The organism is Cysteiniphilum sp. QT6929 (assembly GCF_030035755.1).
GTDB lineage: Bacteria > Pseudomonadota > Gammaproteobacteria > Francisellales > Francisellaceae > Caedibacter > Caedibacter litoralis.
On the sequence record NZ_CP103983.1, the window covers coordinates 1,417,257 to 1,433,831 of the forward strand.

Below are 16,575 nucleotides of genomic sequence, written 5' to 3' on the forward strand. Positions count from 1 at the left end.
GCCATGATAGACACTAAATGCAAGACGCAATGAAACAAACAATCAAAGCAAGCCATTTATTTTGGATCTTTTTCCTCACTTACGCATTTTTATGGACGCTCGCGCCATCAATTATGCGCTTTGTCACACCAATGGATGCCACCGAAGGGGCTATGTGGGCGCATACGCTGCAATGGGGCTATCCACGCGATCCTTGGTTAAATGCGCTATTGACTAAGATCGCGCTCTTTATCAGCGGCAACCATGATTGGAGTATTTATTTATTCTCACAACTGATGGCGCTTATTGCATTTTGGTCAGTGTGGCGCTTGGGACGATTAATCTTTAAAAATGATTATTTAGCACTCTTTGCTGCTGTTATTCTTATTGCGATTCAATACTATAACTTAGCGATTATTGACTTTAACGACAATGCCTGTGAACTCGGACTTTGGCCGTTAATGGCTTTGTATTTTTATCGCAGCATCACCACAAACCGCCTAAAGCACTGGCTGTTACTTGGCATCATCGCCGGTCTTGCGATGATGGCGAAGTACTACACTGCTGTGCCCTTAGTTGCTATGCTACTTTTTATCGTTTTTGAAAAGTCACTCCATCGCCACTTAATCAACTGGAAGCTTTATCTAAGCCTGATCATCTTAGTGATTATTTGCATCCCTCACATCGTCTGGCTTGTTAATTATGGGTTTATCACCATCCATTACTCAATGGATAAAGTCGATAGCCATATTCATGAAAGTATATTGCAAAAGCATTTTGGCTATGCCCTGCATTTCTTTTTCGCGCAAATTGGAACGTTCATGGGCGCTGTCGCCTTATTTTTATTTGGATACATCGGCAAAACTAAAAATAAACCAACACTTAACAACAAGACAAATATTGGCGCCTTTAATGCCAAATTCTTGTTTGTAGTTGGTTTTGGTCCGACACTTATTACCGTGCTTATTTCAATCATTGGTGGCTGGAATATCCATACGATGTGGGGCATCCCATTATTAAGCTTATGGAGCCTTATCCTCATTGCGCTAGCAAAACCGATTTTAACCACGAACAAACTCAAACGCCTTATCGCTATGGCTGGCTTTATTACTGTTTTACTCTTAGTGGGTTATAGCGTTTCATTATCTCGCAGTAAATCCAGTAGTGCCAACTATCCCGCACGCGAAATCGCGCAAATCGTTACCAATGAGTGGCATCAACGTTATAATACTAAGCTTGAATATATCGCGGGATTTAATAAACCGATTAGCTATATCACCCGCTACTCAAAAGATCATCCAATGGCGCTTATTGCTTTTGACCCTAAACTTAATCCTGCACTTAATATGCATGACTTACGCTTGAAAGGCGCGGTGTTTATTTTGGTGCCGCAAATGGAAGGCAGCTCGACATTCCCAAAAGACGTATTAGCACAATACCCTGATTTAGTGATTATGCCTTATCAGGAAATCCCTTGGAAACGTGCCAAGCCCAATCAACAACCGATGCGCTTTCAAATCGCTTTTTTACCACCAAAGCCATAGTGTGACCATATGACTTTACGCGACAGTTATCTAAATTATCTCAGCACACATCACTACGATGAAGACCCATTGCAATTACAAGCGATTGACTATTTACAGCAAATCATTATTCAAGTTCAGGAGCAAGACTCACTAAAATCTAAGGCTTGGCGCTTATTTAAAAAGAAGCCTGACCCAATCAAAGGCTTATACATGTGGGGTGGCGTTGGTCGCGGTAAAACTTTTATTATGGATTTGTTCTATGATGCGCTAACTATTAACAATAAAACGCGCCTGCACTTTAATCACTTCATGCAGCAGGTACATCAATCATTGCGTAGTTTTCAAGGTCAAAAAAATCCTTTACAAAAAGTCGCTCATAATATTGCAGATCAATATAGCGTAATTTGTTTTGATGAATTTTTTGTCGAAGACATTGCAGATGCGATGATTTTAGGTGGTCTTTTCACACAATTATTTGAACTTGGCATTACCCTTATCGCCACTTCAAACATCCCACCTGAGCGCCTTTACCAAAGTGGCTTACAACGTGAGCTTTTCTTGCCGGCAATTGACTGCCTTATCAAGCACGTCACCGTTCTTAACCTTGACTCCGGCACTGATTACAGACAATTAACACAAGCGCATAATCAAAACTACTTTTACCCCTTACCAAAAGCCACACTTGATCTTGCCAATCGTTTTAAACAAAACGCATCAACTCATGTAATGTATGACACTGAAATCATCCTTGAAGATCGCCTTGTTAAAATCAAAGCCGTTGATGAAAATGCTATTTGGTTTGATTTCTTTAGTATTTGCGGTGATGGTCGCGGTGTCAGTGACTATATCGCTCTTGCTAAGCGCTTTGATACCATCTATATCAGTGATATGCCCATATTAACGATAAAATATGAAAGCGAAAGCAGACGGTTTATCGCCATGATCGATGAGTTTTATGATGAAGATAAACACGTTATTATCGCAGCGGAGACTGACTTTAATGATATCTATCAAGGTGAAAAGCTGAAATTTGAGTTTGAACGCACTAAAAGTCGACTACATGAGATGCAACAATAAGAGACTAAACCACTTCTTTTGTTTGTAGCACTTGGTTGTAAAGCATATCTTTGACACGACGGCGCTGTTTTTTAAGATTTGTCAAATCGTGATCTGTTACTGCTTCTTGATTGGCTTCAATCCTAAATATTTCCTTATCAAGCGCTTCATATTCATTAAATAGTTTATGAAAGTGATTATCCGTTTCTTTTAAATTATGGATTGTTTCAGCATGCTCTGGAAACTCTTTAACTAGCGGGTGATGTTCTAACATTATTGACTCCTACATTTATGATTAATATTACAAATTCCAGCTTGAGTCTAACAATCATAAAACTAGGCGTCATGCAAGCTTACAGCAAAAAACATCGATAGATACGAAAACAATGATCTATGTCATCTTTTATATATTTTTTAGCGGCAAAAATAAACGACGAGCTTCCGAGTGAAACACCCTGAAACCAAACTGCTGGTAAAAAGAGGCTGCTTTTTCACTAATTGCATCAACAACCATGGCATAAATAGCAATTTCTTCACTCACGGCAAGTGTGCGCTTAATTGCATCGACTAAGAGCATTCTACCAACACCTAAACCTTGCGCATCTTTACTGACTGCCAAACGCCCAATTAAAGCGCAGGGTATTGGATGACGCGGCAATTTGCGCGCTACTGTATCAGGCAAAGAGCCTACATCTACTGATAGCGTTGAAAGGGTGTAATAGCCAAGAATAACCGTTATATCCTTTTCCGATGTTGCAACAAATGTACGCCCAACACTACGCCGAATATCTTGTGTTGCTTGTTTTTGGATATAATGATCCAAAGCATCAACACCACAACAAAAATGTGTACGATTGTGAATTTCACTATCAAGAGCTGAAATAATGATATTTGAATAGCTCATTACTTACTACTAACACGCGCATTATGCTCATCAAACGCTTTTAACAGCTTATCATTAAACTGCACTGGCTGAGATAAGGCAGTCAAAAAAGCTGCTGCGTCATTCTGCCCTAGCTGCATCGTCTCATGCGCATGGATTGTTTTTTCAGCCTGCTTTAATGCGCAACTTAAAATAAAGTTGCTTACACTTTTACCCTCAAAGCTTGCAGCACGCTCAAGGACTGTTTTTGCCATATTATTTAATCTTAAATTAATACGCTCTTGCTTAAGATTCATGGTTTCACTTCGCATTTTAGGCTCCATAAATTTCCAACACAACCTAAGTGTACGTCAAAAAGGCACCAAAATCAAAAATCAGAAATCAGAAATCAGAAATCAGAAATCAGATTACCCCATACAAATAAAAAATCACAAAAAAATGCAAATCATAATTGACAGTCTTTAAAAAACTCTGGTAGTTTAAGTTCAAGTTACTAATTTTTCCGTGAAGACATTATGCTTAAATACGCTTGTTACAAACGAATGATGATGCCCAACCTAGGCGCTGTTGTCGAGGTTGGGTTTAAGTCGTTTGCTTAAGCGCGAACAAGCGATTTAAACGCCAATTCCAGTGCCTAGGATTCCAAAGGCACTGGCTCCTTGCCAGCGACCCCAAGCGCGAAAAATAGCTTAAAGAGGTTCAACATGGCAAATCAATTTACAAATGAGCAACACTTCACCACGCAATGTATCCACTCAGGCATCCAAGCAGATCCAAATAATGGCGCATTACTAACACCTATCTTCCAAACAACTACATACCAACAAGAAAGTGTAGGCAATCACAAAGGTCACACTTATAGTCGCTCATCCAACCCTACGGTGAGCGTATTAGAAGAGAAGCTTGCCAAGCTTGAAAAAGCACCAAGTAGCGCATGTTTCGCCACAGGCATGGCGGCTATTAGCGCACTTGCTTGCACTTTACTCAAAGCGGGCGACCATGTCGTCTGTTCTGATGTTGTCTACGGTGGCACCGTGCGCTTATTCAATGAAGTGCTTCAAAAATTTGGCGTTAATGTAAGCTATGTTGATAGTAGCAACTCACAAAATATTAAACATGCGATTACTGACAATACACAACTAATCTTAATTGAAACCCCCGCTAATCCAACGCTTAAATTAACTGACATCAAGGCGATCGCTGATATTGCTAAGGCACATGATATTCTACTGGCAGTGGATAATACTTTTCTGACAGCGGCACTGCAAAAGCCACTTGACCTAGGTGCGGATATTAGTATCTACTCGACCACCAAATACATTGATGGGCACAACGCGACTGTTGGTGGCGCCTTAATTGCGAAAGATGAAGCGATTAATGAGCGCTTTCGCTATACCCGTAATTGTTTAGGATCAATTCAAAAGCCCTTTGAGGCGTGGCTTATTTTACAAGGCATTAAGACATTGCCGCTTCGTTTGAAGCAACACTCTGACAATGCCTTAGCAGTCGCGCGTTTCTTGGCAACACACGAGGCAGTTAAAGGCGTTTACTATCCTGGTTTAAATAGCTTTCCACAGCATGCCCTAGCTGAAAAGCAACACCTAGGCGCACACGGTGGCATGCTCGCCTTTGAGCTTAAAGGCGATATTCAAAATGGGATAAACTTTATTAATTCAGTTAAGCTCTGCGCGTTAGCTGAGAATCTCGGTGCAATTGAAACCTTAATCACTCATCCAGCGACGATGACGCATGGTCCAATTGCCGCAGACGAGCGTAAACGCCTTGGCATTCATGATGGTTTAATTCGATTATCTGTTGGCTTAGAAGATCCATTTGATATCATTCAGGACCTAGATCAAGCATTAGCTGCTGCCACTGAACAACAAAGTAAGCAAAATAAGCAAAACAAACAAAAGGTATCTTAATCATGACACAATATCGCTGTAGTAGTTTTCAAGCCGAAGTCGTTGTGCTTAAGTTTGGCAGCTCCATTTTGGAATCTCTTGATCACTTCCAAGACGCCGCTTTTGAAGTAAAACGCTTTGTGGATAAAGGTTACAAAGTCATTGCGGTTGTCTCGGCTATTGGTAACACTACCGATGCTTTAGAAGGCAATCAAAATGCATTTAATCTAAGCAACAATCAAACCAGTGCCAAGGCTCGCGCTTTATTGCTAGCCACGGGTGAGCTGCAATCCGTCGCATATCTCACACAAACACTACTACAGCAAAATGTACAAAGCGATTTCATCACCAATCCAATCGTTGCTGAAGGCGATTATGCCAATGCCACACCACTTCATATCAATCAATCATCATTTCATGAATTATTAAATACACAACAAGCCATCGTGGTACCAGGCTTCATTGCCGAGAATAAAGACAATGAACCTTGCCTTTTAGGGCGAGGTGGTTCGGATTTAACAGCCCTTTTTATTGCGCATCAATTGCAAGCCAAGCGTTGTATTTTACTAAAAGATGTTGATGGTGTTTATCATTTAGACCCCAATAAATTTAAAGATGCTATTCGCTACGAGACACTCACCTATGATTGCGCGAAAGAAAAAGCAACGCAAGTCATTCAACCGCAAGCGATTACTTGGGCCAAAGCACATTGTCTGACATTTCAAATTGGTAAACTCAATGGCAATAATTACACAACCGTCGGCACATTAGAGACAAGACAAGCCACTCAATTGTCACGCCAAGTTAATATTTACGAGGTTGCATAATATGGATCAGTGGACGCGCCTTATTCATCCAGAAATTGACAATAACGACCCCTATCACGCCAATAGCTTACCGATCTATCAAACAGCTACGTTCGCCCAAGATGATGCTGAGCATCCTCGTAACAACTATGATTACTCAAGAAGTGGCAACCCGACACGAGCATACGTTGAAGCTTACATTGCTAAGCTTGAAAATGCACAATATGGTCTAGCATTTAGCAGTGGCATGGCAGCCATTAGTTGTGTGCTGCAACTATTAAACGCAGGCGATCATATCATTATTGGCACGGATATTTATGGAGGTACGCACCGAATTATTCACAAGGTGTTAACGCGTTTTAATATTCAATGCTCGCAAGTTGACTTCAATGATAAGCAAGCACTAAAACAAGCGTTAACGGTAAACACTAAGTTGGTATTGCTAGAAACACCGACCAATCCACTCCAGCAAATAACCGATATTAACGCCTTAAGATCAAAGCTAGTGCAGGATATTATCCTTGTCGTAGACAATACCCTGCTATCACCGTGGCTACAGAAGCCGCTCGAACTTGGTGCTGATATTGTGATTCACTCAGCGACTAAGCATCTAGCAGGACACAGTGATGTGTCTGCAGGCATTGTTGTTACTAATCATGAACATTTAGCGCAAGAGCTTAAGTTCTTACAAAATGCTAATGGTAATGCACTTGACCCCATGCAAGCATGGCTTTTATTAAGAGGTGTTAAAACATTAGGTTTACGCATTGAACGTCAACAGCAAAGCGCACTTAAAATTGCACAATTTCTAGAGCATCATCCGAAAGTAACTAAAGTCTACTATGCAGGATTACCAACACATCCAAACTATAATATTATGCAGGCTCAAGCCTCAGGTGCTGGCTCGGTATTAAGCTTTACCACTGAATCATTTGCACTATCTAAACATATTGTCAATCAGACACAGCTTTTTACCATTTCAGTAAGCTTTGGCAGTTTAATGAGTCTAATTAGTCTGCCTTGCCAGATGTCACATGCCGCAATTGATAGTAATAAACGCAATATCCCAGAGAGTCTTATCCGCCTATCGATTGGCATCGAAGATCCTGATGATTTAATTGCCGATCTTGAGAAAGTCTTAAACCATGAAATAACAACATCTTTGACGAGTGAACACCATGCCAAATGACAGCCATATCAGTTTTGAACTATTCCCATCTAAAGCCCATCTTGACAGTGGCAAGCTTTACCAAGCCACTGATGAGATAAAGCCTCATGCACCTAAATACGTATCCGTCACTTTTGGCGCTGGCGGCTCAGAATCTTACGCTAATTCGTTGATGCTTATTCGCTATTTACGTCAACAACATATTGATGTCGTTCCACACATTACCTGCTTTCACCTTGATAAGCAGGCAATTTTTAATCTTTTGCAAGAGTATATTAAGCTTGGCATTGATCGCCTTGTTGTTGTTCGCGGCGATTTACCACAAGATATTCAAAAGCAAACCAAAGTAAGCTTTAATTATGCTTATCAATTAATCGATTACATTCGCCAAATCAGTGGTGAGCAATTTGATATTACGATTGCAGCTTACCCTGAGTTTTACCCCGGATCCAAGACTTTACAAGAGGATATCGATAATCTAAAACAGAAGATTAACACAGGTGCTAATCACGCCATTACGCAATATTTTTATAGTATTGATGCCTTCTATCATTTCTTACAAATGTGTCATGATCATCAAATCACTATTCCGATTACGGCAGGAATTATGCCCATTGCCAATTATCAAGGCTTGAAGCGCTTCTCACAAATTTGTCATGCTGATATCCCACAGTGGCTTGATAAACGTCTTGCCGCCTACGCACATGATCCTGTGGCACTACAAGACTTTGCCAGTGATGTTGTCGCTAAACTATGTGATGACTTAATTGACCTTGGCGTGCATGGACTGCATTTCTATACTTTGAATCAAATGTCTGCAACCAATGCCGTAATTGCCAAAAGCTCGAAGCTGCAAAGCATTTTAGCTCAACAGAAAAACCAAAGAAATAAACAAGCCCCTGAACTAGCCAGCATTACCCAATTAGCATCTCGTTAATCACCTTAATCACTTAGCTTTACAGCTATAGGCTTTCGACGTACCATAATCACAAATTAATGACAATCGTGACTTCTTATGCAATTGCCACCATTAAAGTCCTTGCCCTATTTTATTGCTGTTGCCAAGCACAAGCACTTTGCTCAGGCTGCTGCCGAGCTTAATCTTACTGCCGGTGCGATTAGCCAACAAATTAAACAATTGGAACAGTATCTTGGGACAACGCTTTTTAACCGTGATACTAAACACGTTGAATTAACAAATGATGGCATGCGTTACTACAAAGAAATTGAAGCTGCATTAATTCACATTGAACAAGCAACAAGTCAGATTAAACCACTTAATCAAGATACGGTACAATTACGTATATTTTCAACACTTGCCGTACAGTGGCTTATCCCGCGATTAAGTGATCTTTATCTAAAACATCCAGATATCAATCTCAATATGATGACATCAACTGAATTAAAAACACATGATGTCGATAGTGCTGACCTAAGCATTCAACTGGGATTAGCGGATTCAACCAGTAAAGCAGTTAAGCTATGGCAGAATCAACTGGTGCTTGTCTACAATCCGCAAATCATTAAAGCCAATGAGATAAAAAACAGCCCTGCGATTGTCGTGAATCACCCCTTGCGTGAACAAGATTGGCAGAGCTTTTGTGACTCTACTCATTTAACAATCCCTAGCAAAAAAATATCAGTTGCCACAACGATTCATGCGCTTCAAGCCGTTGAAAATGGACTGGGCAGCTTTGTTACGCACTTGCCCCTTGTTTATGCATTAATCCAAAACAAACGTCTTAGCATTTGGCAAGAGCCTTTGCCATTATCGCAATGTTATTACTTAGTTGATAACCAGCCACACAGGCATACTGCCAATAAAAAAATTGTGCATGATTGGTTAATAGAGCAAGCTCAGCAGTATTTTGAAAGTTAGATGACACCAAAAATATAATCTACAAGTGATACTCGACTATCTGCATTTTCTGATGCTGAAACCCAATAGGTAACACCAAGCTCTGTTATTTGAGCATCTTGTTTTATTGTGAAATAGGTTTCACAATAACGAGAACCCATTGCTAAGCGACAACGTCTATTTCCGACATCAACCGATTTTTCATTGCTAAACTCCGCATCTAGTAAAATGGGATAGTTTAACTTCTTTTCCTCATATTCCGCAGGCAAAGCGTAGACGATTTTATAACGATTACCTTTTATCAATTTTGTAGTGTCTGGACTAATACTCTGATCATCATCAGTTTTGATAAAGACCTGACTTTTAGCAAATATCATTCCATTCATGAAATTCAATTTTTCAGTTATTTGATGTTCACCATCTGCTGTTTTTATCACTAGCTCTTGTGTGCAATACTGCAAGCTGCCAAGATTGACAGTAAATGTGTTTTTACCACCACCAACGATAAGATCAGCTTCATCTGTTTTTAGTTTAATATCTTGACAATTTCCACCCCCTATAATTGCTTTTACTCTCACAGGCTCCCCTCCTATCGCTAAGGCTTTTACCCCTGCCAATGACACATCAACAGCGTTCCCTTGGGAGGTTGAATATAAACTCAAATGTGATGCTTGAATCTGATAATCATTAAAGCCACTATCACCCGCCTCAGATCCACCACCGCCGCCACAACCACTTAAAGCAAAGCTGCCCATGATTAAAAATTTGGAGCATATCTCTTTGGTCAGACCTGTCATTGTTTTCCTTATCTGAGTTTACCGCACACGGCAGACATTTCACCGCAAAGAATCAATCAGATCCAGATACAAAAACATACAAAAAGTAAACTTACCTGCTAATCACAATTGTGATTTACAGTGCTTTTGTGGACAATAGCTTATATCCCATTATTTAAATATACTATTGATATGAAACTTTATATTTATGAACACTGCCCTTTTTGTATCCGTCCACGCATTATTTCTGGACTAAAACAAATCCCACTTGAACTTATTTATCTTGCCAATGATGATGAAAAATCGCACATTGATCTTATTGGCAAAAAACAGGTCCCTTTTTTGCAAAAAGATGATGATAGCTTTTTGGTTGAAAGCTTGGATATCTGTCAGTATCTCAATAATTTTGACAACAAGCCAATATTAAGTGACGAAATCACGACAAGCACCAAACTCATTGAACTAACGACGATGCTAAGTAATGCCAGTAAATCACTGGTTTACCCAAGTTTTCTGAACCATCCACTTAATCAACAAGATTTTCCAACACAAAGCGCTAAAGACTATTTTGAGCGTAAGAAAGAAAAATATATCGGCTGCTTTAAGGCAAATTTACGCTTCCCCGATGCTGCCATTGAAAGCACACAAGCGATTTTGAATGAACTTGATAAGCTTATGACACACACCTATGCTAGCAGCAACCACGTATCTTGGGATGATATTATGGTTTTCCCAATATTGCGTAATCTAGGTATTATCAGTCATCTTATCAATATCCCTGAAAATATTAAGCGCTATGTCAAACACTTAGCGCATGAAGCCGATATTGAACTTTATACCAACTTTAAACAAGGATAGTAACTTATGAAAATCACTCAAATTGAAATTTTTGATATCCATTGCCCCAAGCGCCCAGCATGGTCACCCGTATTTGTACGCATTCATACCGACGAGGGGTTAACGGGAGTCGGTGAGGCAGGTCTTGCTTATGATCTTGGACATTCCGCTGCAGCACATATGATTAAAGAGTTTGCCAAGGAGATGTTATTAGGCATTGATCCATTTGCTACTGAGCATCTTTGGAACCGCATGCTACGCGAGAGCTTCTGGGGTCTAGGTGGCGGACCTGTAGTCTATTCGGCAATGAGCGCGATTGACACCGCACTTTGGGATATCAAAGGCAAAGCGATTGGTTTACCGGTTTATCAACTTCTGGGTGGTAAAACCAATAAAAAACTGCGCACTTACGCCAGTCAATTGCAATTTGATTGGGATTGTTATGAGCGTAAGACCTTATTCAAACCCGAAGACTATGCCAAAGCAACTGAAAAAGCAGTAGCTGAAGGTTATGATGCGGTTAAAGTGGATCCGATGATGTTTGATCACAAGGGGGATACGATCTATGACTGCACCTTGCCATTTCGCCGTGATCACCTAAATCTCATTCGTGCCCGCATGCAAGCGATTCGCGATGTGTTGGGTGAAAATGGTGATATTATTTTTGAATGCCATAGCTTGCCAGGTCTTACATCCGCCTTGCAGCTTGGGGAAATTGCAGAGGAGTTTAACTGCTTATACTTTGAAGAACCTGTTAATTATTTAAATAGCAAACTGCATGAACCACTTAAACAAAAACTCAATGTCCCTATTGCTGCAGGTGAGCGTTTGTATCTACGCCATGGTGTACGTGAATATCTTGAGAAGCAAACTGTTGACGTGTTGCAGCCTGATATCGGTTTATGTGGCGGTCTAACTGAAGCAAAAAAAATCTGCGATTATGCTGATATGTATGATGTCAAAATCCAAGCGCATGTGTGTGGCGGTCCTGTAGCAACCGCAGCTAGTTTGCACTTGGAAACTGCAATTCCCAACTTCATTATCCATGAACATCACACCTATGCCTTAAAAGACTTTAATCGTGAGCTTTGCCTACAAGATCCACAACCTGTTAATGGTTTCTTTGAAGTCTCAGAAACTCCAGGGCTTGGGATTGAGTTAAACGATGAGGTGGTGATGAAATCACCTAGGATGGTTATTAAATAAATCACTACATTTCCTCTACACCCACCGCAGACCATTTTTTATACTTAACGATCCTGATTTCGGTTGATTTTGCTGTTTTTTAATCTGATTTAATTCGATTTCAAAATATCGGCATTAACCACTTGACATAGCAAGGTCAAGTCGATACATTGTCGCAGTACCGCGGAGAGATGGCCGAGAGGCTGAAGGCGCTCCCCTGCTAAGGGAGTATGGGGACAAAAACTCCATCGGGGGTTCGAATCCCCCTCTCTCCGCCACACTCAAACAACTCAACTTTTTCCATACCAAAGAACATTCAAAACACTTAATTGCTAAAGAACTGAAAACTCCCCCAAAAAATTAAAACAGTATGAATTTGCGTAACTACCCAGCAGGTTAGATTTTGATAAACAGTAATTTTTGGCAATTTTTCCAGATTTGATGTTTTCATTTGCAAATAAATATGGCGTAATTTGATCGATGGATATGAAACTAGAAAAAATGATTCAAGAGCTATTGGCTAGAATCGACACGCTTGAGCGTGAAAATGCTCGATTAAAAGAGGAGATTGAGCAACTTAAGAAGCGGCTTTCCAAGAATAGTCGTAACAGCTCAAAACCGCCTTCAAGCGATGGTTTGTCACGTCCTAACAAAAATAACAGTGTCAGCGAAAAAGGTAAACTTAAATCCAAGGCTACCAAGAAGAAATCAGGTGGTCAAAAAGATCATAATGGTAGCAATCTTTGGCAAGCTAAACCAGATGAAGTCGTGACTAAATCTGTAACGAGTTGCGATCATTGCCAGAGCGATTTAAGTGACACAAAAGCACAAGGCTATGTAAGACGCCAGTTACATGATCTACCTGAAATGCCAAAGCTTAAGGTGATTGAATATTGTCATGAGAAAAAGTGTTGTCCGAACTGTCAGAAATATACGACGGCAAGTTTTCCAGAAGGTATTAATGCGCCAGTGCAGTATGGTAATAAGCTAAAAAGCTATACAACGTATTTGCAAAATCAACACTTTATTCCTGAGCAACGCATTCAGCAGTTGTTAGAAGATTTATTTGGTGTTAGTGTGGCAAAAGCCAGTATTGCAGAGTTTAGTCAAACATGTGCTGATCAATTGATTGAATTCGAGCAAATGGTTCTTGATCAGCTTAAAAATGCTCCAGTTAAACATTTAGATGAAACTGGTTATCGCATATGCTCAAAAACCCAATGGTTACATGTTTGCTCAAATGCTAACTATACTTATTATCACGTGAGTCCTAAGCGTAAATCTCTACTGACTGGTCTAACAGGTATCGTGGTTCATGATCATTGGAAATCCTATTTTACCCTTGAAGGTATAAGTCATGCATTATGCAATGCTCATCACTTGCGTGAGTTAAGATCTTTAGCTGAAGATGGCGAAATTTGGGCAAAACGTATGATGAGATTACTGAGGAAAAGCTGTCATTTGGTGAATATATCTGATCAATCAGTACTATTGCCTAATAAGCAAGTTTTAATCAGCAAAATTTATGATCGGATTGTAGCGGATGGTCTTAAATACCATGAAATTTTGATGCCTTTAGGAAGCACTGGTAAACGAGGTAGAAAAAAGCGACGAACGGGGCACAACTTATTATTACGATTGCGTGATTACAAGAATGACGTGCTTAGATTTATCTATGATTCAGAAGTGCCTTTTACTAATAACCAGGCTGAGAATGACTTGCGTATGATGAAGGTAAAACAAAAGGTATCAGGCTGCTTTCGTAGTGAAACTGGCGCTCAAAAGTTTGTGCGTATTCGCACATTATTATCAACTGCACGCAAACAGGGTTGGAAGATTATTGATACCATTGCGGATGTCTTTAATGGCAAAGTTCCACAGTTCAATTAACAAGCTGCTGGGTAGTTACGAATTTGCTAAGATTACCATCCATGGTTATGGATTGCCTGCATCCTGCAGCAATGACGTCATTGTCGACAGGGAAGTCGGCAATCCAGTTTGCCAGGATGGCGACCTTTAAAACTTGATTATATAAGGGCTTAATAAAAAAACAGGGAGCTTTCAGTAAAGAAGAAATTCTGCAAAATGCTTTGCCGTAAGCGTATATACTGTTTTACCATAACTTTACAACCTATTGTGAACGTTGAATATCATGATATTTTATTATCCATTTGTATTCATGCAACAAAAGCGCACTCACACAGCTAACCACATAAGAGAACATCTAAGTTATGTCATTTAAACCCTACATAAGCACCGAGCCATCTATTTTTGGCAAAATGTCCGTAATGGCAAAAAATCATAATGCCATCAACTTCACACAAGGCGCGCCTGATTTCAAAACACCTGATTGGTTGATTGAGCGTTTAAATTATTATGTGCAAAATGGCTTTAATCAATATGCACCGATTCCTGGCGCACCCAGTTTAAAGCAAGCGATCGCACATAAAGTAAAGATGTGTTACGGCGTAGATATTAACCCCGAGGACAATGTATCTATTAGCTCTGGTGCCGTTGAAGCAATTTTTGCACTAATTAGCGCATGTATTGGCAAGGGTGATGAGGTGATCTACTTTGACCCTGCTTTTGATGCCTACCCTTCGATTATTAACTTCAACCAAGGCATTAGTCGACGCATTCCCTTATTAGCCGATGGCAATATTGATCTGGAGACGTTAGCACAAACGATTAATGCTAAGACAAAGCTGATCATTCTTAACTCGCCTCATAATCCTATGGGCAGTGTGATTACAAAATCTCAATATGCAGAAATCGCAAAATTGATCAAAGGTCGGGATATTTTGTTACTTAGTGACGAGGTATATGAGCATATTTACGCAGGAGATTCTTATACCAGCGCTTTGCAAATCCCAGAGCTTAAAGATCAACTTGTCGTTGTGCAATCCCTTGGCAAAACCTATAACCTCACTGGTTGGCGTCTAGGTGTTTGTATTGCGCCACTTGCAATTATCCAAATGATAAATGCCATGAAACAATTCACAAGCTTCAGTGCACCACACCCGATGCAATTAGCACTAACCGATGGCATTAATGCACATCCTGAATATTGGCAGGACTTACCTAAACTTTATCAAACCCAGCATCAGAAGTTAGTCAATGGCTTAACTCACAGCCGCTTTAAAGTGCTACCATGGGCGGGATCACCTTTTCAGATACTTGATTACACAGCGATTTCTGATGAGGATGACTTTAGTTTCTGTCAGCGTTTAATTCATGAGTACGGCGTTGGACTGGTACCGATTTCATCATTATATGAAACGCCAAAGCAGGGACTGGTACGTTTATGCTTTGCCAAATATGATGATGTCTTATTAGAAGGAGTCAAACGCCTATGTCAAGTTTAAAAGTCGCCATCATTCAGTCTGATATCGTTTGGGAAGACAAATATCAAAACTATACTCACTTTGAAAAGATTATCTCTGAGCTTGAGCCTTGTGATCTCATTGTACTGCCGGAGATGTTTAATGTCGGCTTCACCCCGAATATGGATAAAGCCATCACGCCAGAGGATGAGATCATCAGCTGGCTAAAGCACCAAGCACAATACAAAAATGCAGCAATCATCGGCAGCGTTGTGGTGCTAAATGATATGCAAAAAGCAGTTAATCGTTTGTTTTTTGTCACACCCGCAGGCTTAGTTTCTCATTATGACAAACGTCACTTATTCGTGCTATCTGATGAATACAAACTATTATCCCCTGGTCAATCACGTGAAATTGTTCACTACAAAGGCTTTGATATTCTCTTAAGCATTTGCTTTGACTTAAGATTCCCTGTTTTCAACTGCAATAACAATGACTATGATCTGTTGATCAATATCGCCAGCTGGCCTGCTAAGCGTCGAGAACATTGGCGCACGTTATTACAAGCTCGAGCGATTGAAAACCAAGCTTATGTTGTCGGCTGCAATCGAATTGGTCGTGATGGTTTAGGTTTTGATTACAGTGGCGATAGTCTATGCATTCACTTTGATGGTGAGATTAAACAAGATATTGCTACGTATACATCCGGCGTTTTATATCATACATTTGATAAAAGCAGTTTGGATGACTATCGAAATAATTTTAAAGTCCTCGCATCGCAAGATAAATTTAGCTTAAATTTGACCACAAATTAAAAATCCACAACTTGGTAATTGTAAGGCGCTAATGACAATGATAGAATGCGCGTCGAATTGTCATGATCTGGCAGCTTATTGAAAGTATGTTATAAATTCTGATTGCCTTTGCGTCATTTTTTTGCTATAAAGTTGCCCCTTGAGAATTTAATAATTATAACTATTTAATTTACAGCAATTGACTGGAGGATAACATGTCTAGAGTTTGTATGGTTACAGGCAAGCGCCCAATGACTGGCAACAACGTATCGCACGCGCAAAACAAAACTAAGCGTCGTTTTTTACCTAACTTGCACTCACACCGTTTTTGGGTTGAGAGTGAGAACCGCTATGTTCGCTTACGCGTGAGCTCAAAAGGTATGCGCATTATCGATAAAAAAGGTATCGATTCTGTGTTAGCTGATTTACGTGCACGTAACGTAAAATTCTAATTCACCAGATACTTCAGGAGTAATTTAA

Annotated in this window: 17 protein-coding genes and 1 tRNA gene; 14 read left to right on the plus strand and 4 right to left on the minus strand. The window is 40.0% G+C overall.

From position 1 onward, the window contains the following. Positions 1-29: 29 nt before the first annotated feature. A complete protein-coding gene (locus tag NYP54_RS06055) occupies positions 30-1,523 on the plus strand; it encodes a glycosyltransferase family 39 protein (protein ID WP_283155760.1) in 1,494 nt (497 codons plus the stop codon). Positions 1,524-1,532: 9 nt separating this feature from the next. Further along, entirely contained in the window at positions 1,533-2,582 is a 1,050-nt protein-coding gene (zapE, locus tag NYP54_RS06060) for a cell division protein ZapE (RefSeq protein ID WP_283155761.1), read from the plus strand. Between the two features lie 4 nt (positions 2,583-2,586). On the opposite strand, the gene NYP54_RS06065 is transcribed toward zapE, so the two are convergent. The 3 genes from NYP54_RS06065 to NYP54_RS06075 all read right to left on the minus strand — a co-directional run bounded on the left by NYP54_RS06065 (position 2,587) and on the right by NYP54_RS06075 (position 3,755). Continuing rightward, entirely contained in the window at positions 2,587-2,835 is a 249-nt protein-coding gene (locus NYP54_RS06065) for a DUF465 domain-containing protein (protein ID WP_151192910.1), read from the minus strand. Positions 2,836-2,964: 129 nt separating this feature from the next. Continuing rightward, on the minus strand, positions 2,965-3,465 hold the full coding sequence (locus NYP54_RS06070; protein ID WP_283155762.1) for a GNAT family N-acetyltransferase: 501 nt from the start codon (positions 3,463-3,465) through the stop codon (positions 2,965-2,967). After that, positions 3,465-3,755, minus strand: coding sequence for a DUF1778 domain-containing protein (locus NYP54_RS06075; protein WP_208123127.1), 291 nt, complete (start codon positions 3,753-3,755; stop codon positions 3,465-3,467). The genes NYP54_RS06070 and NYP54_RS06075 overlap by 1 nt, the downstream gene beginning before the upstream one ends. A 393-nt stretch (positions 3,756-4,148) precedes the next feature. Between NYP54_RS06075 and NYP54_RS06080 the strand changes: the two genes are divergently transcribed. The 5 genes from NYP54_RS06080 to NYP54_RS06100 all read left to right on the plus strand — a co-directional run bounded on the left by NYP54_RS06080 (position 4,149) and on the right by NYP54_RS06100 (position 9,201). Then, the gene (locus NYP54_RS06080; RefSeq protein WP_283155763.1) at positions 4,149-5,369 is read left to right on the plus strand and encodes a PLP-dependent aspartate aminotransferase family protein; all 1,221 of its coding nucleotides are present in this window, start codon (positions 4,149-4,151) and stop codon (positions 5,367-5,369) included. A 2-nt stretch (positions 5,370-5,371) separates the two neighbouring features. Continuing rightward, the gene (locus NYP54_RS06085; RefSeq protein ID WP_283155764.1) at positions 5,372-6,175 is read left to right on the plus strand and encodes a hypothetical protein; all 804 of its coding nucleotides are present in this window, start codon (positions 5,372-5,374) and stop codon (positions 6,173-6,175) included. A gap of 1 nt (position 6,176) precedes the next feature. Then, the gene (locus tag NYP54_RS06090) at positions 6,177-7,343 is read left to right on the plus strand and encodes a PLP-dependent transferase (RefSeq protein WP_283155765.1); all 1,167 of its coding nucleotides are present in this window, start codon (positions 6,177-6,179) and stop codon (positions 7,341-7,343) included. Further along, positions 7,333-8,259 carry a methylenetetrahydrofolate reductase gene (locus tag NYP54_RS06095; RefSeq protein ID WP_283155766.1) on the plus strand — a complete coding sequence of 309 codons (927 nt, stop codon included), beginning with the start codon at positions 7,333-7,335 and terminating at the stop codon, positions 8,257-8,259. The genes NYP54_RS06090 and NYP54_RS06095 overlap by 11 nt, the downstream gene beginning before the upstream one ends. A 78-nt stretch (positions 8,260-8,337) precedes the next feature. Continuing rightward, positions 8,338-9,201 (plus strand): LysR family transcriptional regulator, encoded by an 864-nt coding sequence (locus tag NYP54_RS06100; RefSeq protein WP_283155767.1) that lies wholly within the window; start codon positions 8,338-8,340, stop codon positions 9,199-9,201. Here the strand turns inward: NYP54_RS06100 and NYP54_RS06105 are convergent. Next, positions 9,198-9,977: a hypothetical protein gene (locus NYP54_RS06105; RefSeq protein ID WP_283155768.1), complete on the minus strand. Its 780-nt coding sequence runs from the start codon at positions 9,975-9,977 to the stop codon at positions 9,198-9,200. The two genes, NYP54_RS06100 and NYP54_RS06105, sit on opposite strands and share 4 nt — an antisense overlap. Positions 9,978-10,148: 171 nt before the next feature. Between NYP54_RS06105 and grxB the strand changes: the two genes are divergently transcribed. From grxB to rpmB, 7 genes are all read left to right on the plus strand, one after another. After that, positions 10,149-10,814 carry a glutaredoxin 2 gene (grxB, locus tag NYP54_RS06110; protein ID WP_283155769.1) on the plus strand — a complete coding sequence of 222 codons (666 nt, stop codon included), beginning with the start codon at positions 10,149-10,151 and terminating at the stop codon, positions 10,812-10,814. Between the two features lie 6 nt (positions 10,815-10,820). Continuing rightward, on the plus strand, positions 10,821-11,999 hold the full coding sequence (locus tag NYP54_RS06115; RefSeq protein ID WP_283155770.1) for a mandelate racemase/muconate lactonizing enzyme family protein: 1,179 nt from the start codon (positions 10,821-10,823) through the stop codon (positions 11,997-11,999). A gap of 164 nt (positions 12,000-12,163) precedes the next feature. After that, positions 12,164-12,256 (plus strand) — tRNA-Ser (locus NYP54_RS06120). 202 nt (positions 12,257-12,458) lie between these two features. Further along, a complete protein-coding gene (locus NYP54_RS06125) occupies positions 12,459-13,868 on the plus strand; it encodes an IS66 family transposase (protein WP_283155771.1) in 1,410 nt (469 codons plus the stop codon). Between the two features lie 398 nt (positions 13,869-14,266). After that, entirely contained in the window at positions 14,267-15,343 is a 1,077-nt protein-coding gene (locus tag NYP54_RS06130; protein WP_283155772.1) for an aminotransferase class I/II-fold pyridoxal phosphate-dependent enzyme, read from the plus strand. Beyond that, on the plus strand, positions 15,331-16,116 hold the full coding sequence (locus NYP54_RS06135; protein ID WP_283155773.1) for an amidohydrolase: 786 nt from the start codon (positions 15,331-15,333) through the stop codon (positions 16,114-16,116). Before NYP54_RS06130 ends, NYP54_RS06135 begins: the two co-directional genes overlap by 13 nt. Before the next feature lie 194 nt (positions 16,117-16,310). After that, positions 16,311-16,547 (plus strand): 50S ribosomal protein L28, encoded by a 237-nt coding sequence (gene rpmB, locus NYP54_RS06140; protein ID WP_117001429.1) that lies wholly within the window; start codon positions 16,311-16,313, stop codon positions 16,545-16,547. Positions 16,548-16,575: the final 28 nt, after the last annotated feature.

What these genes read in the sequence shown, in the direction of transcription:
- NYP54_RS06070 (WP_283155762.1), bottom strand. Translation starts at nt 3,465, where the DNA reads ATGAGCTATTCAAATATCATTATTTCAGCTCTTGATAGTGAAATTCAC.
- NYP54_RS06065 (WP_151192910.1), bottom strand. Translation starts at nt 2,835, where the DNA reads ATGTTAGAACATCACCCGCTAGTTAAAGAGTTTCCAGAGCATGCTGAA.
- NYP54_RS06080 (WP_283155763.1), top strand. Translation starts at nt 4,149, where the DNA reads ATGGCAAATCAATTTACAAATGAGCAACACTTCACCACGCAATGTATC.
- zapE (WP_283155761.1), top strand. Translation starts at nt 1,533, where the DNA reads ATGACTTTACGCGACAGTTATCTAAATTATCTCAGCACACATCACTAC.
- NYP54_RS06105 (WP_283155768.1), bottom strand. Translation starts at nt 9,977, where the DNA reads ATGACAGGTCTGACCAAAGAGATATGCTCCAAATTTTTAATCATGGGC.
- NYP54_RS06055 (WP_283155760.1), top strand. Translation starts at nt 30, where the DNA reads ATGAAACAAACAATCAAAGCAAGCCATTTATTTTGGATCTTTTTCCTC.
- NYP54_RS06100 (WP_283155767.1), top strand. Translation starts at nt 8,338, where the DNA reads ATGCAATTGCCACCATTAAAGTCCTTGCCCTATTTTATTGCTGTTGCC.
- NYP54_RS06095 (WP_283155766.1), top strand. Translation starts at nt 7,333, where the DNA reads ATGCCAAATGACAGCCATATCAGTTTTGAACTATTCCCATCTAAAGCC.
- NYP54_RS06115 (WP_283155770.1), top strand. Translation starts at nt 10,821, where the DNA reads ATGAAAATCACTCAAATTGAAATTTTTGATATCCATTGCCCCAAGCGC.
- NYP54_RS06125 (WP_283155771.1), top strand. Translation starts at nt 12,459, where the DNA reads ATGGATATGAAACTAGAAAAAATGATTCAAGAGCTATTGGCTAGAATC.
- NYP54_RS06135 (WP_283155773.1), top strand. Translation starts at nt 15,331, where the DNA reads ATGTCAAGTTTAAAAGTCGCCATCATTCAGTCTGATATCGTTTGGGAA.
- rpmB (WP_117001429.1), top strand. Translation starts at nt 16,311, where the DNA reads ATGTCTAGAGTTTGTATGGTTACAGGCAAGCGCCCAATGACTGGCAAC.
- NYP54_RS06075 (WP_208123127.1), bottom strand. Translation starts at nt 3,755, where the DNA reads ATGCGAAGTGAAACCATGAATCTTAAGCAAGAGCGTATTAATTTAAGA.
- NYP54_RS06130 (WP_283155772.1), top strand. Translation starts at nt 14,267, where the DNA reads ATGGCAAAAAATCATAATGCCATCAACTTCACACAAGGCGCGCCTGAT.
- NYP54_RS06090 (WP_283155765.1), top strand. Translation starts at nt 6,177, where the DNA reads ATGGATCAGTGGACGCGCCTTATTCATCCAGAAATTGACAATAACGAC.
- NYP54_RS06085 (WP_283155764.1), top strand. Translation starts at nt 5,372, where the DNA reads ATGACACAATATCGCTGTAGTAGTTTTCAAGCCGAAGTCGTTGTGCTT.
- grxB (WP_283155769.1), top strand. Translation starts at nt 10,149, where the DNA reads ATGAAACTTTATATTTATGAACACTGCCCTTTTTGTATCCGTCCACGC.